The 24,135-nt window shown below is 59.2% G+C and carries 26 protein-coding genes; 16 read left to right on the top strand and 10 right to left on the bottom strand.

Annotated features, from left to right (window positions below):
* The first annotated feature begins 55 nt into the window (after positions 1-55).
* From ACFO24_RS04220 to ACFO24_RS04195, 6 genes are all read left to right on the top strand, one after another.
* A complete protein-coding gene (locus ACFO24_RS04220) occupies positions 56-1,144 on the top strand; it encodes a pilus assembly protein PilM (RefSeq protein ID WP_377736996.1) in 1,089 nt (362 codons plus the stop codon).
* Complete coding sequence (locus tag ACFO24_RS04215; protein ID WP_377736995.1) at positions 1,141-1,737, top strand: PilN domain-containing protein; 597 nt, start codon at positions 1,141-1,143, stop codon at positions 1,735-1,737. Before ACFO24_RS04220 ends, ACFO24_RS04215 begins: the two co-directional genes overlap by 4 nt.
* A 1-nt stretch (position 1,738) precedes the next feature.
* Complete coding sequence (locus tag ACFO24_RS04210; RefSeq protein ID WP_377736994.1) at positions 1,739-2,428, top strand: type IV pilus inner membrane component PilO; 690 nt, start codon at positions 1,739-1,741, stop codon at positions 2,426-2,428.
* Complete coding sequence (locus ACFO24_RS04205) at positions 2,428-2,979, top strand: pilus assembly protein PilP (protein WP_377737188.1); 552 nt, start codon at positions 2,428-2,430, stop codon at positions 2,977-2,979. Before ACFO24_RS04210 ends, ACFO24_RS04205 begins: the two co-directional genes overlap by 1 nt.
* Positions 2,980-3,002: 23 nt before the next feature.
* The gene (gene pilQ, locus ACFO24_RS04200; protein WP_377737187.1) at positions 3,003-5,108 is read left to right on the top strand and encodes a type IV pilus secretin PilQ; all 2,106 of its coding nucleotides are present in this window, start codon (positions 3,003-3,005) and stop codon (positions 5,106-5,108) included.
* A gap of 68 nt (positions 5,109-5,176) precedes the next feature.
* Positions 5,177-5,716: a shikimate kinase gene (locus ACFO24_RS04195; RefSeq protein ID WP_377736993.1), complete on the top strand. Its 540-nt coding sequence runs from the start codon at positions 5,177-5,179 to the stop codon at positions 5,714-5,716.
* Positions 5,717-5,727: 11 nt separating this feature from the next.
* Here ACFO24_RS04195 and ACFO24_RS04190 read toward each other — a convergent pair whose 3' ends face one another.
* Entirely contained in the window at positions 5,728-7,959 is a 2,232-nt protein-coding gene (locus ACFO24_RS04190) for a TonB-dependent hemoglobin/transferrin/lactoferrin family receptor (RefSeq protein WP_377736991.1), read from the bottom strand.
* A gap of 301 nt (positions 7,960-8,260) precedes the next feature.
* Here ACFO24_RS04190 and ACFO24_RS04185 point away from each other — a divergent pair, with 301 nt between their 5' ends.
* Positions 8,261-9,994: a cytochrome D1 domain-containing protein gene (locus tag ACFO24_RS04185; protein WP_377736990.1), complete on the top strand. Its 1,734-nt coding sequence runs from the start codon at positions 8,261-8,263 to the stop codon at positions 9,992-9,994.
* Positions 9,995-10,093: 99 nt separating this feature from the next.
* Entirely contained in the window at positions 10,094-10,402 is a 309-nt protein-coding gene (locus ACFO24_RS04180) for a c-type cytochrome (protein WP_207575300.1), read from the top strand.
* 70 nt (positions 10,403-10,472) lie between these two features.
* Here the strand turns inward: ACFO24_RS04180 and ruvB are convergent, their stop codons facing one another.
* Both ruvB and ruvA read right to left on the bottom strand, forming a co-directional pair.
* A complete protein-coding gene (ruvB, locus tag ACFO24_RS04175; RefSeq protein WP_377736988.1) occupies positions 10,473-11,543 on the bottom strand; it encodes a Holliday junction branch migration DNA helicase RuvB in 1,071 nt (356 codons plus the stop codon).
* Between the two features lie 64 nt (positions 11,544-11,607).
* Positions 11,608-12,186: a Holliday junction branch migration protein RuvA gene (ruvA, locus tag ACFO24_RS04170; protein ID WP_377736987.1), complete on the bottom strand. Its 579-nt coding sequence runs from the start codon at positions 12,184-12,186 to the stop codon at positions 11,608-11,610.
* A gap of 77 nt (positions 12,187-12,263) precedes the next feature.
* Between ruvA and ACFO24_RS04165 the strand changes: the two genes are divergently transcribed.
* Positions 12,264-13,199 (top strand): PhoH family protein, encoded by a 936-nt coding sequence (locus ACFO24_RS04165; protein WP_207575303.1) that lies wholly within the window; start codon positions 12,264-12,266, stop codon positions 13,197-13,199.
* A 324-nt stretch (positions 13,200-13,523) separates the two neighbouring features.
* Here ACFO24_RS04165 and ACFO24_RS04160 read toward each other — a convergent pair whose 3' ends face one another.
* On the bottom strand, positions 13,524-14,309 hold the full coding sequence (locus ACFO24_RS04160) for a type III pantothenate kinase (protein ID WP_207575817.1): 786 nt from the start codon (positions 14,307-14,309) through the stop codon (positions 13,524-13,526).
* A 173-nt stretch (positions 14,310-14,482) separates the two neighbouring features.
* Between ACFO24_RS04160 and lysM the strand changes: the two genes are divergently transcribed.
* Complete coding sequence (gene lysM / locus ACFO24_RS04155) at positions 14,483-14,965, top strand: peptidoglycan-binding protein LysM (RefSeq protein WP_377736986.1); 483 nt, start codon at positions 14,483-14,485, stop codon at positions 14,963-14,965.
* An 87-nt stretch (positions 14,966-15,052) separates the two neighbouring features.
* Here the strand turns inward: lysM and ACFO24_RS04150 are convergent, their stop codons facing one another.
* Positions 15,053-15,694, bottom strand: a complete 642-nt coding sequence (locus ACFO24_RS04150; RefSeq protein ID WP_377736985.1) for a histidine phosphatase family protein — start codon at positions 15,692-15,694, stop codon at positions 15,053-15,055.
* 289 nt (positions 15,695-15,983) lie between these two features.
* Here ACFO24_RS04150 and bioB point away from each other — a divergent pair, with 289 nt between their 5' ends.
* Positions 15,984-17,000, top strand: coding sequence for a biotin synthase BioB (gene bioB, locus ACFO24_RS04145; protein ID WP_377737185.1), 1,017 nt, complete (start codon positions 15,984-15,986; stop codon positions 16,998-17,000).
* On the opposite strand, the gene ACFO24_RS04140 is transcribed toward bioB, so the two are convergent.
* Together ACFO24_RS04140 and ttcA are read right to left on the bottom strand one after the other, a co-directional pair.
* Complete coding sequence (locus tag ACFO24_RS04140) at positions 16,954-17,739, bottom strand: DUF4136 domain-containing protein (RefSeq protein WP_377736983.1); 786 nt, start codon at positions 17,737-17,739, stop codon at positions 16,954-16,956. The genes bioB and ACFO24_RS04140 overlap by 47 nt on opposite strands.
* A 31-nt stretch (positions 17,740-17,770) precedes the next feature.
* Entirely contained in the window at positions 17,771-18,760 is a 990-nt protein-coding gene (ttcA, locus tag ACFO24_RS04135) for a tRNA 2-thiocytidine(32) synthetase TtcA (RefSeq protein WP_377736981.1), read from the bottom strand.
* 183 nt (positions 18,761-18,943) lie between these two features.
* Between ttcA and ACFO24_RS04130 the strand changes: the two genes are divergently transcribed.
* Entirely contained in the window at positions 18,944-20,020 is a 1,077-nt protein-coding gene (locus ACFO24_RS04130) for a cache domain-containing protein (RefSeq protein WP_377736980.1), read from the top strand.
* An 11-nt stretch (positions 20,021-20,031) separates the two neighbouring features.
* Entirely contained in the window at positions 20,032-20,451 is a 420-nt protein-coding gene (locus ACFO24_RS04125; protein WP_377736979.1) for an EAL domain-containing protein, read from the top strand.
* Here ACFO24_RS04125 and ACFO24_RS04120 read toward each other — a convergent pair.
* The 3 genes from ACFO24_RS04120 to ACFO24_RS04110 are packed head-to-tail and all read right to left on the bottom strand — an operon-like array spanning position 20,423 to position 22,145.
* Complete coding sequence (locus tag ACFO24_RS04120) at positions 20,423-20,809, bottom strand: dihydroneopterin aldolase (RefSeq protein WP_207575824.1); 387 nt, start codon at positions 20,807-20,809, stop codon at positions 20,423-20,425. The genes ACFO24_RS04125 and ACFO24_RS04120 overlap by 29 nt on opposite strands.
* A 32-nt stretch (positions 20,810-20,841) precedes the next feature.
* Entirely contained in the window at positions 20,842-21,279 is a 438-nt protein-coding gene (locus tag ACFO24_RS04115; protein ID WP_377736978.1) for a dihydroneopterin aldolase, read from the bottom strand.
* Positions 21,276-22,145 (bottom strand): SDR family oxidoreductase, encoded by an 870-nt coding sequence (locus ACFO24_RS04110; protein ID WP_377736977.1) that lies wholly within the window; start codon positions 22,143-22,145, stop codon positions 21,276-21,278. Before ACFO24_RS04110 ends, ACFO24_RS04115 begins: the two co-directional genes overlap by 4 nt.
* 46 nt (positions 22,146-22,191) lie before the next feature.
* Here ACFO24_RS04110 and ACFO24_RS04105 point away from each other — a divergent pair, with 46 nt between their 5' ends.
* From ACFO24_RS04105 to ACFO24_RS04095, 3 genes are all read left to right on the top strand, one after another.
* Positions 22,192-23,298, top strand: coding sequence for a class I SAM-dependent methyltransferase (locus ACFO24_RS04105; RefSeq protein WP_377736976.1), 1,107 nt, complete (start codon positions 22,192-22,194; stop codon positions 23,296-23,298).
* Between the two features lie 23 nt (positions 23,299-23,321).
* On the top strand, positions 23,322-23,534 hold the full coding sequence (locus tag ACFO24_RS04100; RefSeq protein ID WP_377736975.1) for a DUF2905 family protein: 213 nt from the start codon (positions 23,322-23,324) through the stop codon (positions 23,532-23,534).
* 177 nt (positions 23,535-23,711) lie between these two features.
* The gene (locus ACFO24_RS04095; protein WP_377736974.1) at positions 23,712-24,089 is read left to right on the top strand and encodes a hypothetical protein; all 378 of its coding nucleotides are present in this window, start codon (positions 23,712-23,714) and stop codon (positions 24,087-24,089) included.
* Positions 24,090-24,135 lie beyond the last annotated feature (46 nt).

Below are 24,135 nucleotides of genomic sequence, written 5' to 3'. Positions count from 1 at the left end.
TTACATTCCGCCACATACCGCAAACACCAGTAGATGCCAGCAAATAGGAGTTGTCTTGCTTTCCCTGAAGTCACTTTTCCAACGCCAGCCAGAGCCACTCATTGGCCTGGACATTAGCGCCACGGCTGTGAAGTTGGTGGAGTTGGCGCGTCACGGCCAAGATGGCTGGACGCTGGAGCGCTGCTCCATGGTTCCGCTGCCCCCCGGCTGTATTGTGGATGGCAGCATCGCGAACATGGATGAAGTCAGCGCCACCATCCACCGTCTATTGGCCAAAAGTGGCACGCGCACGAAAAACGTTGCCCTGGCCCTGCCGGCATCTGCCGTCATCACCAAAAAAGTTATTCTGCCCGGGGCCCTTTCCGATCAGGAAATGGAGATTCAGGTTGAATCTGAGGCCAGTCAATACCTGCCCTTTGCATTGGAAGAAGTGCGCTTGGATTTTTGCGTCATTGGGCCCAATGCCAAAAACCCAGGCGATGTGGATGTTCTCTTGGCCGCAACCCGCAAAGAAAAAGCACACGAACGCCAAGATGCCGCCGAAATCGCAGGTTTAAAACCAACCGTCTTGGATATTGAGTCCTACGCGGCACTCTTGGCGGTACAACGCGTGCTGGACCATCCCCAAGCCCCCGCCCATGTTGGCGAAGCCGACTTGGCCGTCCTGATCAATGTGGGCGATCGCGGGTACACCATGCAAGTTTTGCGCGGTGAAGAAATTTTGTTCGATCACGAGCAAGGCATGGGAGGCGCACAACTGACCCAAGCGATTGCCCGCTACTACAGCATCCCCCCCGAAGAGGCCGAACAAAAAAAGCGCAACGACAATCTGCCGGACGATTACGCCACCGCCGTATTGGCACCGTTTGTCAAAAACCTGGCCCTGGACATCGGCCGCTCGCTGCAATTTTTCTTTACCAGCACCCCCTACCACAGCGTGCAGCACATCTTGCTATTTGGTGGCTCCGCGATTTTGGAAGGGCTGGCCTCGGCCATTCAAAATGAAACCAAGGTTTCAACCCTGGTACTTGACCCCTTCCTTGGCATGGAGATGGGTTCGTCGATTAATAAATCAAAAATACGCAAAGCGGCCCCCGCCTACTTAACAGCATGCGGCTTAGCACTGCGGAGGTTCTACCAGTGATTCTCATCAATCTCTTACCGCACCGAGAAATCGCGAACAAACGCCGCAAAGAAGTTTTTCAAATGGCAATGTTCGGCGCCTTGCTTGCCGGTTTGCTGGCAGCGGCGGTTGTATTTTCTATCTACCAAGCCTTGATTGGTAGCCAACAAGAGCGCAACAGCTATTTAAAATCAGAAATATCCCAGCTAGACAATCAAATTAAAGATATTCAAGGTCTTGAAGAAGAAATCAACTCATTAAAAGCACGGCAAAAATCAGTAGAGGATTTACAAGCTGATCGTAATTTACCAGTTTATCTGTTCAGCGACATTACCCAGCTTCTGCCCGAGGGGGTTTACATCACTTCCATGAAGCAAACAGGCCTGAATGTCGAAGTAAAAGGCTCGGCGCAATCCAATGAACGCGTCTCTGAAGTGCTGCGCAACATCTCGAATGGGTCGCCATGGTTTACCAAGCCTATTCTGAAGGAAATTGTTTCTGGCACCGTCGAAGTTGCTCCAAAAGACTTGCGTAAAGTAGTCACTTTTACCATGTCTTTTACCTTGGTTCGCTCCACCGAGGTGAAGCAGCAAAACCAAGAGAGAAAGCCCTGATATGCGCAATAAAAGCAAAAACAATACGGCTTCTGATCTTTCTGAGAAATTTGAAGCCTTTAAAAATCAGTTTCGAAATCTGGATCCCAAAGACCCTTCTCTGTGGCCTCTGATCCCTAGAGTCTTTCTGTGTATCGCCATTGCCGTAGGCGTTTTGATTGGTGCTTGGTTTGCGTATCTCAACACCTTAGAAGAAGACCTGAAGGCAGAACAGCAAAAAGAAACCACACTGCAACAAGAGTTTTCCACCAAAATGCGCAAAGCGGCTGGATTGGAAGCCCTCAAAGCCCAGCGCGAATTAGTACAACAATACGTCACCCAGTTGGAAAAACAACTTCCCAACAAAGCGGAGATGGCAGCGCTGCTGTCAGATGTGAACCATGCGGGCATGGGGCGGGGATTGCAATTTGACTTATTCCGTCCAGGCTCCGAATCCATTCGCGATTACTATGCAGAGTTGCCGATTACTTTGCGCATTTCTGGTCGTTTTCACGACATGGGTGCTTTTGTTTCGGATGTGGCACACCTTTCGCGCATTGTCACGATCAACGACATCGCCCTGACTTCAACCCCTAAAGGCACAAGCTTGGTCATGGACGCGCAGGCCCGCACCTATCGCTACCTGGATCCTGAAGAGATACAAGCACAGCAGGCTGAAGCCAGCAAAAAGAAAAAAGGAGGTAAAAAATGATGCGCAACCATCAACTCCTTCCATGGCTCGCCAGCGCGCTGGCCGTGCTGACCCTTTCTGGCTGTATGGGCGACACCACCGGCGATTTGCGTGAATGGGTGCGCCAAGAACGCAAAAATGCCAAGCCCAATATTCAACCCTTGAGCGAACCCAAGGCCTTCACTCCTCAGCCCTATACCACCGCGGACTTGATGGACCCCTTCAACGTTCTCAAGCTCACGTCGGCTTTGCGCCTGGATAGCGAAAAAGGCACAGCCAATACCAACTTGCTGGAACAAGAGCTCAATCGTCGCAAACAAGAACTGGAAAGCTTCCCCCTGGATGCCATCTCAATGGTTGGAAGCATGCACCAAAATGGCAGCGAAACTGCTTTAGTACGGGTGAACAAGCAGGTTTATCAAGTCAAGGCTGGGGGATATATGGGGCAAAACTATGGCCGCATAGAAAAAATTTCAGAAAACGCCATTCGTTTGCGTGAAATTGTTCAAGACCCAGCGGGAGATTGGGTAGAGAAAACCACCATCCTGGAACTGCAAGAGGAAACCAAATAATGCTGCTGCGTCAAAAAAAACCAATGAAAAATACCTTGGCCTATAGTGTCGGGATGGCTTTTCTACTCCCCGTTTTTGCCTGGGCAGGGAGCATTCAATCGGTCACTGGCTCGGTGCAAGGCGGTGGCGAAGTGGTACGCATTGTGCTGGATGAGCCCCTCAGCCAAGCCCCCACCGGCTTTGCCGTGCAATCACCGGCACGCATTGCATTGGATTTTTTGAGTACGACCAATGGCCTGCCCCAATCCCTGGTCGAACTCAACCAAGGCAATCTCAATACCGCCAACGTGGTCGAGGCCTCGGGCCGCACCCGCGTGGTGCTGAATTTGAAATCGGCCACCAACTACCGCACCGAATTGGATGGCAATGCTGTTTTGGTTTACCTCGACCCGGTAAAAACCGCCTCGGCCGTGGCCCCCATCTCCACCCCTGTGCAAGTAACGCCAGCACCGGCCCCGGTGGCATCGCCCAAAAGCATTCGCGATGTAGATTTTCGCCGCACCAGCGACGGCGCAGGCCGCCTGGTGGTAGCCCTGGGCTCGGCCGGTGCCAGCGCCGATGTGCGCAACGAAGGCAAGGGACTGGTGGTAGAACTCTCGCGCTCCAGCCTGCCTGACGCACTGATGCGTCGCCTGGATGTGGTGGATTTTGGCACCCCAGTACAGCTGATTTCCAGCTCGCAAAAAGGCGATAAGGTGCGCTTGAAAGTCGATCTGAAAGGCGAGTGGGAGCACAGCGCCTACCAAAGCGACGACCAGTTTGTGCTGGAAGTGCGTGAAAAGAAAATCGATCCCACCAAACTGACCCAGGGCCCAGGCTTCTCCGGCGAGCGCCTGTCGCTGAATTTCCAGAACATTGAAGTGCGAGCCCTGCTGCAGGTGATTGCCGACTTCACCAATTTCAATATCGTCACCTCCGACACCGTTGGTGGCGCTTTAACCCTGCGCCTCAAAGACGTGCCCTGGGACCAAGCCCTGAATATCATCATGGAGGCCAAGGGCCTGGGCATGAAGAAAAATGGCAACGTGCTGTGGATTGCACCTCGAGAAGAAATTGATGAGCGCACGAAAAAGGATTTAGAAGCGGCCCGCTCCATTGAGCAGCTGGAAACCCTGCGCACCCAAGGTTTTCAAATCAATTACGCCAAAGCGGAAGAATTGGTGAAGAAATTCACTGAATCCCAAAACCGCAGTGGTGGTGTTGGCACCAGCGGCTCTAGCAACAACCGCTTTCTATCAGAGCGCGGCTCGGCGATTGCCGAAGAACGTACCAACCAAATCTTTATCACTGATACGCCGACCAAGCTGGAAGAAATTGCCGAGCTGCTGAAAAAACTCGATGTACCTGTTCGTCAAGTGCTCATTGAAGCACGGATTGTTGAGGCCCGCGACTCTTTTGGTCGCTCGCTAGGTGTGAAATTTGGTGGTGGGTATCTCAGTAACCGTAGCAGTGTTGGCAGTGGCATTGGTTCTGGAAGCAATAACGGTGGCAACAACACAGGTACAGCTGGCACAAACACTGGCAATCCATTCGTAAACCTCCCAGCCTTACTACCAAACACCAATGCAGCATCCTTAGCATTCAGTGTATTCAATTCTGAAATGTCTCGATTTTTGAGTCTTGAACTTTCTGCTATGGAATCGGAAGGTGTAGGTAAAATTGTTTCCAATCCCCGTTTGATGACTGCAGATAAATCTGAGGCAGAAATTAAGCAAGGTCAACAAATTCCATTTAGGGCTTGCAGTGATCCAAACAAATCATCCTCTTGCACCACCGATTTTAAAGATGCTGTTTTATCATTAAAAGTTATCCCACAAATAACTCCTGAAGGAGATATTATTATGGATCTTGAGGTTAACAAAGATTCTGTTGGTGATCGTACAGATGACGGCTTAGCAATCAACACAAAAAGTATTAAAACCCAAGTATTAGTAGAAAATGGTGGAACACTGGTCATTGGTGGTATTTTCGAAATGGAAGAATCTAACCAAGTCAATAAGGTGCCAGTCTTAGGCGATATTCCTGTAATGGGTAACTTGTTTAAAAACCGTACTCGCCAAACCGAAAAACGGGAAATGTTGGTGTTTATTACCCCACGCATGGTCACCGATGCCATCGCCAACCGTTAATCAAAAATTTCATTAACCCCTCAAGGCCGCAATTGCGGCCTTGCGGTTTTTTTATCAAGGCAAGCGTTATGGCAAAGCATTTGGCACTGGTGGGACTGCCCGGCTCGGGCAAATCGACCATTGGGCGGCAGGTGGCGCGCCAAGGCGGCTGGGTGTTTGTCGATGCCGACCACGCCATTGAAGAGCGCCTGGGCTGCAGCATCAAAGATTATTTTGCCCAGCACGGCGAGGCCGCTTTTCGGGAGGTCGAGGCACAGGTGCTGCGCACCTTGCTGCAAGCGCCCCAACCCACGGTGATTGCCACGGGCGGCGGCGCGGTGCTCAAACCAGAAAATCGGGTGGCCTTGCGTGAAGGCTGCACGGTGTTTTACCTGCACGCTGCGCCAGAGGATATCGCCCGGCGGCTGCGTGGTGATACTGTGCGCCCGTTGCTGCAAGGCGTCGATGCATTGCAGCGCCTGCAAGCCCTGCAAAAAGTGCGCGGCCCGCTGTACCGCGAAGTGGCGCATTACGTACTGGATACCCAGCGCAACAATCCCACCCAAGTCGCCCGCAAAATCTGCATGCAAGTGGATTTAGCCGGCCTGTCAGGTTTGGGAAGTATTTGACCGATACGCGTTTAAAAATCAGCGGTTAGTGCTATTTTTATATTGCGCCCCGGTTGCGTGTAAGCGTCAATGGTGGGGGAATTGGCCGCTTGCCCATACACATCAGCCCAGCGCCAGTATTTTTGGTTGGTGAGGTTGTTCAACGCCAGATTCAGCCGCACATTGCTGCGGGGCCGCCATTGCATGCCCACATCCAAGGTGGTGGCTGAGGGCGTAGCAAATTGGGTGGTTCCGGCCTTGTTGTTGCCAATCGAGACCAAATCAATGTCTTGATCGCGCTTTGCGGCGTAATGGCGGGCGTTGGCGTACACGCCCCAATGCGGTGTGTCGTAGCGCAGCCCCACCGACAGCTGGGCGGGTGAGACCGAGTTCAGCGGACTGTTGCTGGTCACATCCTTGCCCCGCGTTTGGCCATACGAAAAAGAGCTGCGCAAGCGCCCGTCGGTGTTGCTACCCACGTGGCCCCAGTCGTAAATGCCTTTGACTTCAAAGCCGTAAATCTTGGCACGCGTGATGTTCACAGTCTGGAAGACTTGTTTTAACGGGGTGCGCTCAATCAGGCGGGCATCTTCAATCAAGTTGCTGTAGCGGTTGTAAAAGCCCACCACATCCACGCTCAAGCGCTCCATGCGGCCCCGCACGCCCAGCTCCATGCCCCGGCTGCGCTCCGGTTTTAAGTGGGGGTTGGCGATGATGTAGTTGTCCACCATGCCCACGCCGGGCAGCAGGGCCTGGGCGCGAAAGCGGTCATTCACCTGCCCCGCCTCGGGGGCGCGGTAGCCGGTGGCGTACTGGCCAAACACGCTCCACTCGGGCGTGGCGCGGTAGAGCAGGCCCAGCTTGGGCAGCACGGCGGTGCCACTCATATCCTTGGCGGGTTGGGGGGCCGGCGGAAAGTACAAATCCTGGTTTTGCACATCAATGCGGAAGTGGTCGATGCGCAGCCCGGGCGTAATCGTCCAATCGCCCAGCACGGTTTCGTTTTGCACAAACAGGCCCGCGCTGGTTTCATGGGTATCGGGGAAGCGTTTGAGCGGGAAAACTTCTGGGGCCAGGGGGGCCTGGCCGGTGTACAGGTTGCTGATGCTGTTGCGCACCCAATCCAGCCCATAGACAAAGCGGGATGACCAGCTTGGGTGGCGCAGCACCTTGTCCGCTTGCAGGCCCAGTTGCCATGTCTGCTCTTCGTAGCGGTTGTCGCGCACACGGTGTACGCCGCTGTTTAAAAAGCTCTGGCCAAGGCGGTGCGACTGCGCATGCTGTACCGAGACGATGGCCCGCACATGGTCGGCCCAGGCAGTGTGCAGGCCAAAGCGCCCATCCCACGCCAAACGATTGCGCTCAATGGTGCTGGTGGTGAACTCGTTCACCACATCGTTGGGTTTACTGGGGGTGGCGATGCGGCTGGAGAGCAAATCGGCATCCAGCTTTTTGCGCGAATGTTCCACGGTAAAGGTATGGCGTTGCAGGCCATTGGGCTTCCACACCAGCTTGCCCAGCACGGCCTGGTCGTTGGTATCCAAGGGGTCGGCCTTGGTGCGGTTGCTGTTGGCTGCGCCATCGGTGCCCATGGTCTGCATTGCATGCCCCTGGCGGCCCGAGGCGGTGAGCATCCATTGCACCTGCTCGCCCGCCTGGGCGGCCACGGTGCCGGTCAGGCTGGTGCTGTGGTCTTCCTCGCTCCAGGCAGTGGCAATGCGCCCACCCATGGTTTTGCTGCTGCCGTCAGCGGCTTTTAGAAAGTCGCTGGGGTCGTGGGTGACAAAGTTCACCACCCCCGCCATGCCGTCGCCACCGTATTGGGCCGAGGCCGGGCCGCGCACCAGCTCGATGCGCTTGAACGTCTCCAGCGTGAGGTATTCCCGATCGAACATGGCCGAGCGCGAGACGTAGCTGCGCGGCATGCGAATGCCATCAACCGTCATCAACACGCGGTTGCCGCCCAGGCCGCGAATCTGGATGCCCATGTTGCCGTCCCGCGCGAAAGCGGCCGAGCCTGCGCCCACGGCCAGCCGCGCCGGGCTGCTGCGCACCTCGGTATTGGGCAGGTCTTGCAGCGCCTGGCGCAGATTGCGGCTTTGCTGGTCGCGCAGGCCTTCTTCGCTGACGATGTCCGCCGACAGGGGCAGGTCGTCGTTGGCCTGTTCCATGCGCGCGCCGCTGACGACGACGGTGGGCAAGGTGGCATGGGCCGTCGGCGTGGCGACCTGGGCTTGGGCGAGCGATAAGACGTTACAGGCCAAAACCACACCAAGGCAGACGGGGCTAAGCCGTTGATAAAGCAAAAGATTAGAAGGCAGCAGGGTAAAAGCCATAGCAAGAACGATTCAAGAAACAAGGAGTTTCGCGTTGATTATGGAGTGCTTTCCCGCAATGCCAAGAAAAGATAGACACTGCATTCGTATTTGAGATAAATCAAATAAAAACCCTTCTGTGCTCTCCACAATAACTGGAAAACCCTGCTGCTTTGTCGCGGCCCACAGCGGGGGTATCCCCTAGGACGGGAGGGAGTTTCGGGCGGCGGCATAACAAGGAGTTTCCTGCATGAAAACCCGCAAACTAACGAGTCTTATCGCTCTGGCTCTGTCCTCGATGGCGTTGGCCGCCGTGGCCCAGCCAGCCAAACCTGGCGCAGCCACCACCCAAACCACTGCGGCAGAAGCCCAGTACCAAGGCGCTGCATCGCCCTTGGCCGGTGCCGCTATGCACCAGTCGAGCAACCCCAAAGCCCCGCCCATGACCGAGGAGGAATTTGCCCGCGCCCGTCAAGTTTATTTTGAGCGCTGCGCCGGTTGCCACGGTGTGCTGCGCAAAGGCGCAACCGGCAAGCCTTTGACCCCTGATCTGACCAACGAAAAAGGCACCGAGTACCTCAAGACCTTCATCGCTTACGGTTCCCCCGCCGGGATGCCCAACTGGCTGACCTCGGGTGAGTTCGATGAAGCCACCGTCGATCTGATGGCCCGCTACATCCAGCACGATGCCCCGACACCACCCGAGTTCTCCTTAGCGGACATGGAAGCGACCCGCAAGGAATACATCCCTGTGGACAAGCGCCCCACCAAAAAGATGAACAACTACAACATCGAGAACATCTTCTCGGTGACCTTGCGTGACGACGGCACGATCGCCCTGATCGACGGTGATACCAAGGAAATCATCAACATCATCAAAACCGGCTACGCCGTGCACATCTCGCGCCTGTCCGCTTCGGGCCGCTACCTGTACGTGATTGGCCGCGATGCCCGCTTGAACCTGATCGACCTGTGGATGGAAAAACCCGACAACGTCGCTGAGATCAAAGTCGGTCTGGAAGCCCGCTCGGTGGAAACCTCCAAGTTCAAAGGCTGGGAAGACAAGATTGCCATTGCCGGCACCTACTGGCCGCCCCAGTTCGTGCTGATGGATGGCGACACCCTGAAGCCCAAAAAAGTGGTCGGCACCCGCGGCATGGACATCAACAACGAGTACCACCCCGAACCCCGGGTGGCGGCCATCGTTTCCAGCCACAACAAGCCTGAGTTCTTGGTGAACGCCAAAGAAACCGGCAAAGTGTGGATGGTCGATTACACCGACTTGACCAACTTGAAGACCACGCAAATCGATACGGCCAAATACCTGCACGACGGCGGTTTTGACGCTTCGGGCCGCTACTTCATGACCGCTGCCAACGCTTCGGACAAGATCGTGGTGATCGACACCAAGGAAAGCAAGCTTGAAGCCATCGTCGATGTCGGCAAAATCCCCCACCCTGGGCGCGGTGCCAACTTCAAGCACCCCAAATTTGGCCCGGTGTGGGCAACGTCTGACTTGGGTGACGAGGGCATTTCTCTGATCGGCACCGATCCGAAGAAAAACAAAGACCACGCCTGGAAAGTGGTTCAAACCCTCAAAGGCCAGGGTGGTGGTTCGCTGTTCATCAAAACCCACCCCAAGTCCACCAACCTGTGGGTCGATACCACACTGAACCCCGATGCCAAGATCAGCCAAAGCGTTGCCGTGTTTGATATCAACAACTTGGACAAAGGCTACCAAGTGATCGATATCGCCGCCTGCGCTGGCCTGAAAGACGATGGTGCCAAGCGCGTAGTGCAGCCGGAATACAACAAGGCCGGTGACGAAGTCTGGTTCTCGGTTTGGAGCGCCAAAGACAAAGAATCTGCTATCGTTGTTGTGGATGACAAAACCCGCGCTTGCAAGACTGTGATCAAAGACAAACGTCTGATCACCCCCACCGGCAAGTTCAACGTTTACAACACCCAACACGACGTTTACTAAGCGTCGCGTAAACGGTAGCTAACCGTAAACATTCAGGATGGGGAGGGCAGGTTTTGTCTTACCCCGTCCTTTTCACTTTTTAACTTCAGGAGTTTTTCTATGAAAAAACTTGCTCTGCTTGCTGCTGTGGCTGCTGGTATTTTGGCTACAGCCCCCGCCATGGCCGACGAGGCTTTGGCCAAGGCCAAAAACTGCATGGCCTGCCACGCCGTCGACAAAAAAATGGTTGGCCCCGCCTATAAAGACGTAGCGGCCAAATTTGGCGGTCAAAAAGACGCGGAAGCCACTTTGGTAAAAGCCATCATCGAAGGCAGCAAAGGCGTTTGGGGCCCCGTGCCCATGCCGCCAAACAAAGTGACCGAAGCCGAAGCCAAGCAATTGGTGACCTGGATTTTGTCGATGAAGTAATCCTTCCTCGACTAAACCACCGAAAGCCGCAACCTGTCAAAAGGTGGCGGCTTTTTCTTTGTTTGGTTGGCTAGCTGCCCTGCGGCGGTGCCTGCAATCCCAAATGCCGCCATGCTGCTTGGGTGGCCATGCGCCCGCGTGGGGTGCGCTGCAAAAAGCCTTGCTGGATCAGGTACGGCTCAATCACATCCTCAATCGTGCCGGCATCTTCGCCAATGCTGGCGGCAATGTTATCCACGCCCACCGGGCCGCCGTCAAAGCGATGAATGACGGCTTCGAGCAGCTTGCGGTCCATCACGTCAAAACCTTCCGGATCAACGTCGAGCATCGCCAGCGCCTGCGCGGCGATGGTCTGCGTGATCGTGCCATCGGCCTTCACGTCAGCAAAGTCGCGCACGCGGCGCAGCAGCCGGTTGGCGATGCGGGGCGTACCGCGCGCGCGGCGGGCGATTTCCATCGCGCCTGCGGCATCTATCGGGGCGTGGAGCAAGCTGGCGCTGCGGGTGACGATGCGCTCCAGCTCCTGCGGCGTATAAAACTCCAGCCGCGCCACGATGCCGAAGCGGTCGCGCAGCGGGTTGGTCAGCATCCCGGCACGGGTGGTAGCACCCACCAAGGTGAAAGGCTGCAAATCCAGCTTGATGGAGCGGGCCGCCGGCCCTTCGCCAATCATGATGTCGATCTGGTAGTCCTCCAGCGCGGGGTAGAGGATTTCTTCCACCACGGGCGAGAGGCGGTGAATCTCGTCAATGAACAGCACATCCCCCGCCTCCAGCCCGGTGAGCAGGGCGGCCAGATCCTTGGGCTTTTCCAGCACCGGGCCGCTGGTTTGGCGCAGGTTTACCCCCAGTTCGGCGGCAATGATGTGCGACAGCGTCGTCTTGCCCAGGCCGGGCGGGCCAAACAGCAGCACATGGTCTAGGGCCTCGCTGCGCTTTTTGGCGGCACCGATAAAGATTTCCAGCTGCTCGCGCGCCTTGGCCTGGCCGACGTATTCATCCAGCAGCTTGGGGCGCAAGGCCCGCTCCTGCGCCTCCTCGCTGCGCGAAGCACTGGTGGCGGCAATCAGGCGCGGGGCGGGTGCGGCGGTGGTGGCCGCTGCGGCGTTGCCCAGGCCGAAATCTTCGGTGTGGATGCTCATGGTTTTCTAAATCAATAGCTGCTAGCGCTTGCTGTGCAAGGGTTAAGTGGCGATTTGGCTGAAATTATTTAGCCAGGGCTTTGAGCGCCAGTTTGATGCCTTCGCTCACGCCCACGTCGGCGGGCAGGGCTTTGAGGGCGGCGCTGGCCTCTTTATCGTTATAGCCCAGGGCCAGCAGTGCTTGCAGGATGTCGGCGCGTTCGGCAGTGCTGGCTTGCAGGGGCAGATTGGCCGTGAGGGCATCGCCGAGTTTGCCTTTGAGTTCCAGCAGCAAGCGCTCGGCGGTTTTTTTGCCGATACCGGGCACCTTCACCAGGCGGCCCACCTCCTGCAGGCTAACGGCCTGGGCCAAATCATCCGCGCTCAGGCCCGAGAGGATGGACAGGGCGGTGCGCGGCCCCACGCCGCTGACCTTGATCAGCTGGCGAAAGGTGTGGCGCTCTTGCAGCGTGGCAAAGCCATAGAGCAGCTGCGCATCTTCGCGCACGACGAAGTGGGTGAGCAGGCTGACGGGTTGGCCCAGCGCGGGCAGGTGGTAAAAGGTGCTCATGGGCACCTGCACCTCGTAGCCCACGCCGTGGCAGTCGATGATGACCTCAGGGGGATGTTTATCGGTCAGGGTGCCGGTTAATTTGCCTATCATGGCGGATTCGTCCTTCTTTGTTTTCTGGAGCGTGCGGGGCAAGCCTTGCACGTTTTTACTGTCTTGGAATTATCCGCGTGATCTTGCGCCACACCTTTACCCCGCACAACAACACCCGTCTGGCGCACCTGTGCGGCCCGTCCGACCAGCACCTGCGCACCATCGAAAACGGCTTGCAAGTCAAAATCGCCCACCGCCACGAGCAGTTCAAAATTGATGGCGTGAAGGCCAAGGCGCACCAAGCGCTGGACGTATTGCAGGCCCTGTACGAAATGGCCGATGACCCGATCATCGAAGATGCCGTGCAACTGCTGCTGGCCGGCGACAAGGACATGCTGCAGGCCGACCCCGATGCCCCCAGCCTGCACACCCGCCGTGGCAGCCTGCGCGCGCGCACGCCCAACCAAGCCATTTACCTGGACAACATTGCCCAGCACGACATCACCTTAGGGATTGGCCCGGCGGGCACGGGCAAGACGTATCTGGCCGTGGCCTGCGCCGTCGATGCGCTGGAGAAAAGCGCCGTGCAGCGCATCGTGCTGACGCGCCCGGCGGTGGAGGCGGGCGAGCGCCTGGGCTTTTTGCCCGGCGATTTGACGCAAAAAGTCGATCCCTACCTGCGCCCGCTGTACGACGCGCTGTACGACCTGATGGGCTACGAGAAGGTGCAAAAAGCCTTTGAGCGCAATGTGCTGGAAATTGCGCCGCTGGCCTTCATGCGCGGGCGCACGCTGAACAATGCGTTTGTGATTCTGGACGAGGCGCAAAACACCACCCCCGAGCAGATGAAGATGTTCTTAACGCGCATTGGCTTTGGTGCCAAGGCCGTGATTACCGGCGATGTCAGCCAAATCGACCTGCCCAAAGGCACGGCCAGCGGCCTGATTGATGCCGAGCGCGTGCTCAGGCGCGTGCGCGGCATTGCCATCTCGCACTTTGGCAGCCAGGACGTGGTGCGCCACCCCCTGGTAGCGCGGATCATTGATGCTTACGATGCCCAGGTGCGCGCCTAATTTGATAGCTGTAGCCGCTTTTAAATAAAAGATTTAACGGTATTTTTTCTTTAATATCGTTAATATAAAAGCGGTAGAAGCTATTAAAAAAATAATTGCATCCAGCGTGCTTTGGCACCGGTACTGGCCTGCTGATCAGTACGCCCAAACGCAGCGCCCCTAAGAACGTGTTCACAATCTCCTCGCGGGTGTGCAGTCGCGGCCTCGGGCGGTCTGCGGCGTTGCAAATCCTCGCCATAGCTAGCGCTATGTCTGTGGTTTGCGCCTTGCAGCCCATCCCGATCCGCATCCCGCACCCCTTCGCGCGCAGATCGTGAACACGTTCTAAGCCGCCGCTTTGGCAAAGCGCTGGGCCCCCAGGGCCAGCAGGCCCTCGAACACCAGGTTATCGACCAGCTCAAAGGGGCGCGTCATGCTGGGCACCATCTTCCAGCCCGCGCCACCGGCCATGATGCAGGCTGGCTCCATGCGGCAGTGCAGGTACAGGTGCTGGTACATGCGTTCGACCGCCCCGGCAATGGCGTAGGTGCCGCCACTGGTCAAGGCATCGCTGGTGTTGGTGGGGAAGGGGGTGACCTGGCCGGTGGGCACATGCAGCCCGGCCGTGCCCGTCTCCAGCGCCCGCAGCATGATGCCGTGGCCGGGCAAGATCAGGCCACCCAGAAACCGCCCATCGGCATCCAGCGCATCCACCGTTACGGCCGTGCCCACCATCACCACAATCAGCGGGCGCGGGCTGCCGCGTTGCACGATGCGTTGGCGCGCGCCAATCATGGCCACCCAGCGATCGGCCCCCAGGCGCAGCGGCTGGTCGTAGCCATTGGTCACGCCTGCCTCTTGGCTGCTGGGCACAACCCACTGGGGAGCAAAGTCCCAGCCCAGCATCTGGTCGATTTGCTCATGCACCCGCCGCCGGGTGGTTTCGCTGGCCACCGCGCAACCGAGCATGCAGCAGGGCGCAGGCAGACGGCTCCAGGGGCCGTCGGCCAATTGTTCGATTTGCTCTAAAAACTCCGCCCCCTGTGCCAGCAGACTGGCCCCATGGCGGGGTGCGTCGTACATGGCCCACTTCAAGCGGGTGTTGCCGATGTCAATGGCCAGAAATGTCATAAGGCAGGGATTATCAGGATTTTTACCGCCCAGGACAGCGACGGCACAGCGCATTGCAGAGGGCGCGGCACTGAATTGTGAAAAAAAGTAGCTATTGCGCCAATGAAAGGACGATTGACCCGCATCCGCCGGTAAAGTGGTCGCTTGTTTCAACACAAGAAGGAGTCTTCCCCATGGGTCTGTTTAGTTTTATCAAAGAAGCCGGTGAAAAACTTTTTGGCGGCAAGCCCGCCCAGGCAGCCACAGCGGCGGCCCCTTCGGCTGAAGCCTTAAATGCCCAAGCGGCGCAAGCCATTACCACCTATATCCAAGCTCAAAACCTGGGCCTGGAAGACCTGCAGGTCACGTTTGATGGCAGCGAGGGCAAAGTGACCGTGCGGGGCGCGGCCCCCACCCAAGCGGCCAAAGAAAAAGTCACCCTGTGCTGCGGCAACGTTGCCAGCGTGCAAAGTGTGGACAACGAGATGACGGTCACCCACCCCGAGCCCGAAGCCCAGTACCACGACGTGGTGCGCGGTGACACCTTGAGCGCCATCGCGAAAAAATTCTATGGCGATGCCAATAAATACCCGGTGATTTTTGAGGCCAACAAGCCCATGCTGACCCACCCGGACAAGATTTACCCGGGTCAAAAACTGCGCATTCCTGCGCTGTAATCGCGCCCTGCCAGCACCCAGCCAGCCTGATAGGCTGGCTTTTTTATGGCTGGGGCGCAGACGGGGCTAGAGGACGAGGAGACGAGGCTAGGAAAACGACTCTTCCAGCGCCCCCGGTGCCAGATGGCGCACGTCGCCCCAGCCAACCAGGCTCAGGCCCTGGGGTGTCCAGAGCAAACGGTTGATGGCGGTATTGGTCAGCGCCCAGGTGCGCGGCGCTTGCAGGTCTTGCTGGGTGGCCAGGCGGTACAAGATGTCCATCACCCCGCCGTGCGCAATCAGGGCGATTTGCTCACCCACATGCTGCTGGGCCAGGCGCTGCACGGTGGCGGCGATGCGTTCGCGCAGTTGCAGCAGGGATTCGCCGCCACCAGGAAAGACCAAGTGGGGGTCGCGCTTGCGCCAGCGGAGCGAGTCTTCGGGGTGCGATTGCGCCACCTCGGCAAAGGTGCGCCCTTCAAAAACACCAAAACAGCGCTCGCGCAGGCCCGGCTCAGGGTGCAGGGCGGTTTGCGTGGTCGTGGCCAGGGCCTGGGCGGTTTGCCAGGCGCGCTGCAAGTCGCTGCTGTAAATGGCGGCCAAGGTTTCATCGGCCAGCGCCTGGGCCGCCTGCTGGGCCTGGGCTTGGCCCGTGGCGTTCAAGGGAATGTCGGTGTGGCCTTGAATGCGGCCAGTCGCATTCCAGGAGGTTTCGCCGTGCCGAATGGCAATGATGCGGGTTGCGTCCATGGGCAAGAAAAAAAAGGGGGTAAAAAAAGCGTTTGATTCTCGGGTAAACCCTAGGTGCTTGCAAGCCCCAGAGGAATACAGCGGTGAATGCGCGATTTTGCACGCCATTGCAGGCAGAAGACAGCAGGTTAGTTGCGCATGACTACAAAGCAGCAATCTGCGCTTAACTGTTATTAAGTTTGCGCAAAATTGGGATGATTTACCGGCATTTGCAGACAAATAAATAGCGCTGATTATTTTGCGCTGCTCCCCTGGGCAAGCCTGAAACACTCTCCTACCATCGCCGTCGATTGTTTTTGCTTTGGAGATTGCGATGACTGCTTGGACTTTGTCTGCTATTGAGGATTTGTTTGCCCAGCCGTGGCTGACGGTGCTGCAACGCGCCGTTAGCGTCCACCAGGCCCATTGGCCCCAGCCGGAGGTGGAGCTGGCGACCTTGCTGTCGGTCAAAACCGGCGGCTGTCCGGAAAACTGCGGCTACTGCCCCCAGTCGCAAAGTTTTGAGACCGAGGTGAAAGCCAGCAAGCTGCTGCCTGAAAACGAGGTGCTGCAAGCGGCCCAGGCGGCCAAGGCCGCTGGGGCCACCCGCTTTTGCATGGGGGCCGCCTGGCGTAGCCCCAAAGGACGGGATCTGGAAAAAATGGCCGCCATGATCGCCAACGTCAAAGCCCTGGGGCTGGAGACCTGCGCCACGCTGGGCATGCTCTCGCCCGACCAGGCGCAGACCTTGCAGGCGGCCGGGCTGGATTACTACAACCACAACCTCGATACCAGCCCCGCGCATTACGCCCAGGTGGTGACCACGCGCAGCTACCAAGACCGGCTCGACACCCTGAGCGCCGTGCGCCAAGCCGGCATCAAGGTGTGCTGCGGCGGCATCATTGGCCTGGGCGAGCAGCAGGCCGACCGCGCAAGTTTGATTGCCGAACTGGTCAAGCTGCAGCCCGAGTCGGTGCCCATCAACAGCCTGGTGCCCGTGCCCGGCACGGTGCTGGCCAGCAGCGCCCCGGTGGATCCGCTGGATTTTGTGCGGGTGATTGCCATCTGCCGCATCACCATGCCCCGGGCGCGGATTCGTCTGTCGGCCGGCCGCCAGCAACTGGGCGAGGCGGTGCAAGGGCTGTGCTTTTTGGCCGGGGCGAATTCGATTTTTTATGGCGACAAGCTGCTGACCACCGGCAATCCAGACACCCAGGCCGATGATCAGTTGCTACAAAAATTAGGGCTGCAAGCGTTTACTGCAAGCCAAAATGAAGGCGTTAGCGCCCCAATTCTGAAGCAGGACGAACGGGAGCTGATCCATTAACAGGAGCAGCCGTCGCCGGTACCGCCCCTGCGGGCGCGGGTTGCGTGGCTGGCGGCAAGGTGGTGTCCACCGGCTGCCAGACCGGCAGCGGCACGCTGGCCGGGGCCTGCGGGGCTGGCGCTTCTGCAGGTGCAGGCAGGAGGGTGACTTGGCGGGGCCCGGCGGGCGGGGCCGGGAACCCGGTCAGGGCGGCATCAAACAGCACCTGCCAGATGGTGTCGTCATTCACGCGCACTTCATCGTACTGGGCCGAGGTTTCGTACACGATGCGCTGGCTTTGCGCATCGCGCAGCACCAGCTTGACGGCCCGCAGATACACCCGGGGTGGGGTGTCCATCATCATCCAGTGCATATTCCAGCCGCTGTACCAGCCACCGCCGTAGCCCAGGCCCCAACCAAAGCGCGGGCCGTAGTAGTACGGATCCCACGTTGGATGCTGGGCGCGGCCTTCCCCGGCCGAGGCACCCACTTGCACCACCAGTTTGGCCTGCTCGGGGCGCGGGGCACGCTGCAAGCCGACCTTGGTCAAGGCCGTGTCGGCGGCCATTTCAATGCGGGCAAAGCTGGCTTGCTGCGCCTGGGAGGGCAGCACCTCCAGCCGGTAGGTGCTGGGCAAGGCCACGCCTTGCATGCTGGCGTAGGACTGCACCTGGCTGGTAATGGCCGCCGGGCCGGTGGCACAACCGGCCAAAAGCAGCGCACTGGCCAGGGCGGCTGCGGTGAATGCGCGTTGGAACATGGTGATCCCTTTCTGGCCCCGGCGGGGCGCGTTAATTGTCGAGGCTGGTTTCCAGGGTAGAACGGCTGCGCTGGACGACTTGCGGCATGGGCAGGGGCTCATCGTCAAAGGCAATGTCGCCCTGGGGGTCGGCCATGCCGGTGGCCTTGGCGTTTTTAAAGTCGTGCAGCTTGGGGTCCATCATGTGCGTGGTCACCACGTGGCCCATGGCGCGGAACATGCTTTCGATGCGGCCGGGGTGTTTTTTCTCCCACTCGCGCAGCATTTCATTGACGGCCACGCGCTGCAGGCCGTCCTGGCTGCCGCACAGGTTGCAGGGAATGATGGGGAACTGCTGGTGCTCGGCCCAGCTGCGCGTATCGCGCTCGGGCACATAGCACAGGGGGCGAATCACCACATGCTTGCCATCGTCGCTGACCAGCTTGGGCGGCATGCCCTTCATGCGGCCGCCGTAGAACAGGTTGAGCAGCATGGTGGCCAAAATGTCGTCCCGGTGGTGGCCCAGCGCCACCTTGGTGCATTGCAGGCGGTCGGCCACCGAGTACAAAATCGCCCGGCGCAGACGCGAGCACAGGCTGCAGGTGGTCTTGCCCTCGGGCACCACGCGCTTGACGACGCTGTAGGTGTCCTGGTTTTCGATGTGGTACTCCACGCCAATGCTTTTGAAGTAATCGGGCAGGATGTGCTCCGGAAAGCCCGGCTGCTTCTGGTCGAGATTGACGGCCACGATGTCAAACTTGACCGGGGCGCGTTTTTGCAGCTTGCGCAAAATGTCCAGCAGGGTGTAGCTGTCCTTGCCGCCGGACATGCACACCATGACGCGGTCGCCCTCTTCAATCATGTTGAAGTCGGTAATCGCCCGCCCCACCTCGCGGCACAGGCGTTTTTCCAGTTTGTACGCCTCGCGCTGGGCCTTGGTTCTGCCGCTGGTGGCCGCCTCCGGGGCGGGCATGGCGCTGCTGTCGGTGTCAGAAAAGTCGGCAGCCTCAGCCACCCAGGAGGGAGAAGTATCAGTATTCATACAAGCCAATTTGCGGTAAAAGCGCGGGGACTTGAAACAATCCATTTCATCCCCTCAACGCTGCTGAGGCGTGATTTTCCCTGTAATTGAATGCGGTTTGGCCCCCACGGGCATTCCAGCGGAAGATTCGCGGCACAGGTGCCAGACAGCCTCCAGCGTTGATACCACCTGGGTCTGAACTTTATGGCGGCACTCTCCTGGCATTCCTTGAAACTGCGCTTGCCGCTGCTGATTGTGGTTTTGTTTTTAGGGGGCTTATGGGCCTTGGCGGGCTTTGCCAATTACCAGTTGCGCCACGACATGCGCCACCAGATTGAACGCCAACAGCGCTCCGTGGCCGCCTTGGCGGCCCAGGCGCTGGAGCACACCTTGCAAGAGCGCCAAGCAATCTTGTTGCGCGTGGCCCGCCACTTTGCCCCGGTGCTGGAGCATGCGCCCGAGCAGCTCAACCGCCCGGCCACAGATTTTCGTGCCTTGCGCCAGCCCTTTGGCGAGGTGCTCTCCACCCCAGATTCAACCCAGCTGGGCCTGGTCGTGCTGCAGCAACTGTTCAATGGCGGCACCTTTGTTACCAATGCCCAGGGGCTGGCGCTGACTTCGTTTCCGCCCCACATCTTGCGCACCGGCAATGACTACGGCGGGGAAAGCTTTATCCAAGCGGCCTTGGCCGGGCGCAGCGTGGTCAGCGCCCCCTTCATTGAAACCGGCACCCCGGTGGTGGTGCTGGCGGTGCCGATCTGGGGCAGCAGCGGCCAGCCGATTGGGGTGTTGGCGGGGGTGCTGGATTTAAGCCGACCCAATTTCTTGTCGCACATTGAACAGCAAACCTATGGGGAACAAGGCACATTTTTCATCGCCGATGTGGCCACCCAGACCGTGCTGGCCGCCAACCAGCCCCAGCGGGTGATGGAGCGTTTGCCGCCGCTGGGCAGCAATCCGCTGGTCGATGCCCTGGCGCAGGGCCAATTTGCCCAGCTGGAGTACGACAACCAGGGCCAAGCCTGGTTGGTTGCCCTGCAGCCCATAGCGGCCTTACTGCACGCACTAGAGCAGCCACTGGCCTTTGCCCACACCGCCCAGCACTGCAGCGTGAGCATTGGGATCGTGGTGTTCGGCGGGGCGACCCACGAGCCGCCGATGGAGCTGCTGCGCAAAGTCGATTTGGCGCTGAACCAAGCAAAAAATACCGGCCCGGGCAGCATTTTGTTTTACGAAGCCCAGATTTTTGTTTTACGAAGCCCAGATTCAAGCTGGAGCTGACCGAAAGCGCCATGGTCGAAGACATGGAGGCCGTGGTGGCCCGCATGCAGGCCCTGCGCCAACTGGGGGTGCGGTTTTCGATTGACGATTTTGGTACCGGCTTTTCCTCGCTGGCCTACCTCAAGCGCTTGCCGCTGGACCAGCTCAAGATCGACCAGGGCTTTGTGCGCGACTGCCTGGAAGACCACAACGATGCCAGCATCGCCCAGACGGTGATTGCCCTGGGCCACAGCCTGGGCCTGGATGTGATTGCCGAAGGGGTCGAAACGGCCGCCCACCAAGCGGCCTTGCAGGGCTGGGGCTGTCGCTTTTTTCAGGGCTACGGCATCAGCAAGCCGCTGCCAGCACAGGCGCTGGAAGCCTTTTTAACCACCCACGCTGCCGTTGCCGCCAGCGCCAGCGCTACCACTGCCCCGCTTCCACCCGGATAGCGACTTCGCAGTCGTCAAAAATCTCCAGCTTGGCGATTTTGATGCGCACGCCCAGCACGCCAGGCAGCTGCATCAGGCGCTGGGCGAGTTTGCCGATCAGGCTTTCGAGCAAATTCACGTGCTCGGCCGTGCACTCCTCGATGATGATTTGCCGCACCTTGCGGTAGTCCAGCACGTGCAGGATGTCATCGTCCTGCGGGCGCAGCGCTTGCGGGCCTTGGTTCAGCTCGGCATCGACCTGGATGGGCTGGGGGGCGGTTTTTTCCTGCTCCAAAATGCCCAGGCTGGCCGCAAAGCGCAGGCCGGTAAGGGTCAGGATTTGGTTGCCGGTTTGCGGCACCGAAGAGAGATTTAACATAATGATAGCTGTCAGCGCTTGCTGACGTTGATTTATAGTTGGTTTTTACCCAAAGATTGGCATGGTTTAAGCGCCACGCGCTCTACACCTATGGATGCGCTGTCCGGGTACACATCGGGCTTGCGCGTGGCCACGCGCACGGCCTGCACCGCCGGGTTGGCCAGCAGCTGGGTGGCGATGCGGTCGCACAGGGTTTCTTGCAGCTCGTGGTGCTGGTCGCCCACCACCTGGGCAATCACCGCGCGGATAAAGTCGTAATCCAGCGTGTGCGCAATATCGTCGTGTGCGGCGGCGGCCTGGGCCAGCGGCACGCACAAATCCACATCAAACCACATGCGCTGCGGGGCCTGGCGCTCAAAAGCATGCACGCCAATGCGCACCGGCACCTCGTGGCGGCGCAGGCTGAGCGCCCGGCAGTGCAGCGCCAGGCGGGGGTCTAGGGCGGCAAACGCCAGCAAGATCGAGTTCATAAGGGCTGCTCCTGCGCACCGGCACCGTGCAGGGTGGTCTCAATGGCAAACATCACATCACGGCCCAGCGGCACCAGGTGCTGGCCGTTGTCCACGGGCAGGGTGCAGCCATTCAACGCCGCCGTCTCGGCCACAAACACCGCGCTGGCGGCCACCTGCGCCGGGTCAATGGGCGCTTGCAGCAGGTTCACCCGGCTGGCGCGGTCAAAGTTGTCCTGCGTTTGCGGCCCGCTTAAAAACATCAGCCCCGGCGAGATGCCGCACACCCGCACCCACGGGGCCAGCGCCTGCGCCTGCAGGGCCACGCTGCGCTCCAGCGCCAGTTTGCTGACGGTGTAGGAAAAATAATCCGGGTTCAGGTTGTGTACCTTTTGATCCAGGATGTGCAGCACACTGAACCAGCCCGGCGCGGGGCTGGCGTGCTGCTGCGCCCAGGCCAGCAGGCCATTGCCCAGCAAGAGCGGCGTGGCGGTGTTGGTTTGCCAATGCGCCTGCAGGCCCTGGGCCTGGGCGGTGGCGGCGGTATCGGGCTCGAATTGCGAGGCGTTGTTCACCACGCAGCGCAGCGGTTGGCCGCCCAAGGCCATGGCGCAGTCGGCCAACAACTGCTGGGCGGCGTGCGGCTGGGTCAAATCGGCCTGCAGCAGGGTGCATTGCTGGCCTTTGGCCTGCACCAGCGCCTGCACCTGCTGCGCGGCAGCGTGAGAGTGGCGGTAGTGCAGCACCACGTTCCAGCCCGCATCGGCAAAGGCCAAGCACAAGGCCTTGCCCAAACGGGCCGCTCCCCCCGTAATCAGCACCCACGAGGGCGGCTGCGGTGGCGGGGCTGCGACAGAATCGGCGGATAAAAACGGCAGCTTATTCATGAATCACCAAGGGCCAGGGGAAATACGGGTAAAAATCGGCCCGATTATGAACACCTGCGCACCCTCCTCCGCCGAACTCAGCCAGCACATTGCCCACGCCATTACGGCCGCCGGTGGCTGGCTGGGGTTTGACCGCTTCATGCACCTGGCGCTGTACGCCCCCGGCTTGGGCTATTACGCCAACGACAGCCTTAAATTGGGCGCAATGCCCGCCGATGGCAGCGACTTTGTGACGGCGCCTGAGCTGTCTTCGCTGTACGGGCAAACGCTGGCCGCCCAGGTGATCGAAGCACTGCAGCACACCGCTACTAATGAGGTGTGGGAATTTGGCGCGGGCAGCGGGGCGCTGGCCGAGCAGGTGCTCACCACCTTGCAGGCGCAGGGCGTGCCGCTGGAGCGCTACACCATCGTTGATGTCTCGGGCAGCCTGCGCCAGCGCCAGCAAGCGCGGCTGGCCGCGTTTGGCGATGTGGTGCAGTGGGCCGACCATTTGCCCCCCGCCATGCACGGCGTGGTGCTGGGCAACGAGGTGCTCGATGCCATGCCCGTGCAGCTGCTGGCCCGCATCGACGGCACTTGGCACGAGCGCGGCGTGGCGCTGGGCGACGGGGGCGCTTTCATTTGGAGCGACCGCCCCACCCCCCTGCGCCCGCCGCTGGAGATCGAGGGCGAACACGATTACCTCACCGAAATCCACCCCCAGGGCGAAGCCTTTATCCGCACCCTGGGCCACCATTTACAGCGCGGCGCGGCGTTTTTCATTGACTACGGTTTTGGCGAGGACGAGTACTACCACCCCCAGCGCTCCATGGGCACCCTGGTCTGCCACCAGCGCCACAAAATGGACAGCGACCCGCTGGCCGACGTGGGCGGCAAGGACATCACCGCCCACGTCAATTTCACCGGCAGCGCCGTCGCAGCGCAGGACGCGGGTTTTGACATCCTGGGCTACACCAGCCAGGGGCACTTTCTGCTGAACTGCGGGTTCACCGCAAAAACCGATGCCCTCACCCTCTCCCAACGGGCGCTGGCGGGCAAGCTGGTGCTGGAGCACGAAATGGGCGAGCTGTTCAAAGTGCTGGGCCTGTGCAAAGGCGTGCCGCCCTGGCCCACCCTGGGCTTTGCCCACGGCGACCGCACGCACCGGCTGTAAAGCCCCCAGGAGCACACCACACCATGCTGCTGCGCTGGGCCATCATCGTCTTCATCGTGCTGCTGCTCATCGACAGCACCACCGGCATTCTGGGCAAGTGGCCTAAATTGCCCGGCGACCTGCGTTTTCCCCTGGGTCGGCGCACCCTGCGGCTGCCCTTTACCAGCGCTTTGTTGCTGGCGGTGTTGCTGTTGGTGGCACTCAAATCTCTGGCTTGGCTGGCTCAGCAGCTTTAACCGTTAGTTTTGATGATTTTTAGGGTTGCTGGCCGGGTCTCGCCCCGGCAGGCGACATCCTTTCTTGCACGCGCAAGAAAGGATGCAAAGAAAGCGTGCTGCGCAGCTTCAATACCCGCCGTAAAACTCGCTGCGCGCCCTGCGGGCGCTGCGCTCAAACAGCTACGGCGAGCATGGATGGGTGAGGGCTTGCTTGATCAGCGGCTGCGCTTTTTCTTGATGCCCTTGAAAAGTGGCTTCTTCGCTTGCTGCAAAGCAAGCGAAGAAGTCATTCCTCAACAGCGCAACCGCAAGAGCGCAACCGTCTTCAACATAGCGAGCGCTACCCGTCTGACTCACCGTGGTTGTCCGAGCGCAGCGCCCAAAGGGCGCGAAGCGAGTTTCACGGTGCAAAAGCTGCGCAGCACGCCTTCTTTGCTGACTTTCTTGCGCGGGCAAGAAAGTCAGTCGCCCGCCGGGGCGAGACCCGGCCAGCAGCCAACAAATCTAAAAAGAAAGCTGCTACCGCAAGCAAACATTAAGTCTCAAAGAACTAACCCGGATATTTCACCGTAGTAGAGCCACAAACGAGTACGGCATTGCCCTTGTGTGCCCGAAAATC

The organism is Comamonas denitrificans (assembly GCF_042654745.1).
GTDB classification, from domain to species: domain Bacteria; phylum Pseudomonadota; class Gammaproteobacteria; order Burkholderiales; family Burkholderiaceae_C; genus Comamonas; species Comamonas denitrificans.
The sequence above is the reverse complement of the archived record's forward strand: the minus strand, read 5'-3'. Positions and strand labels throughout refer to the sequence as shown.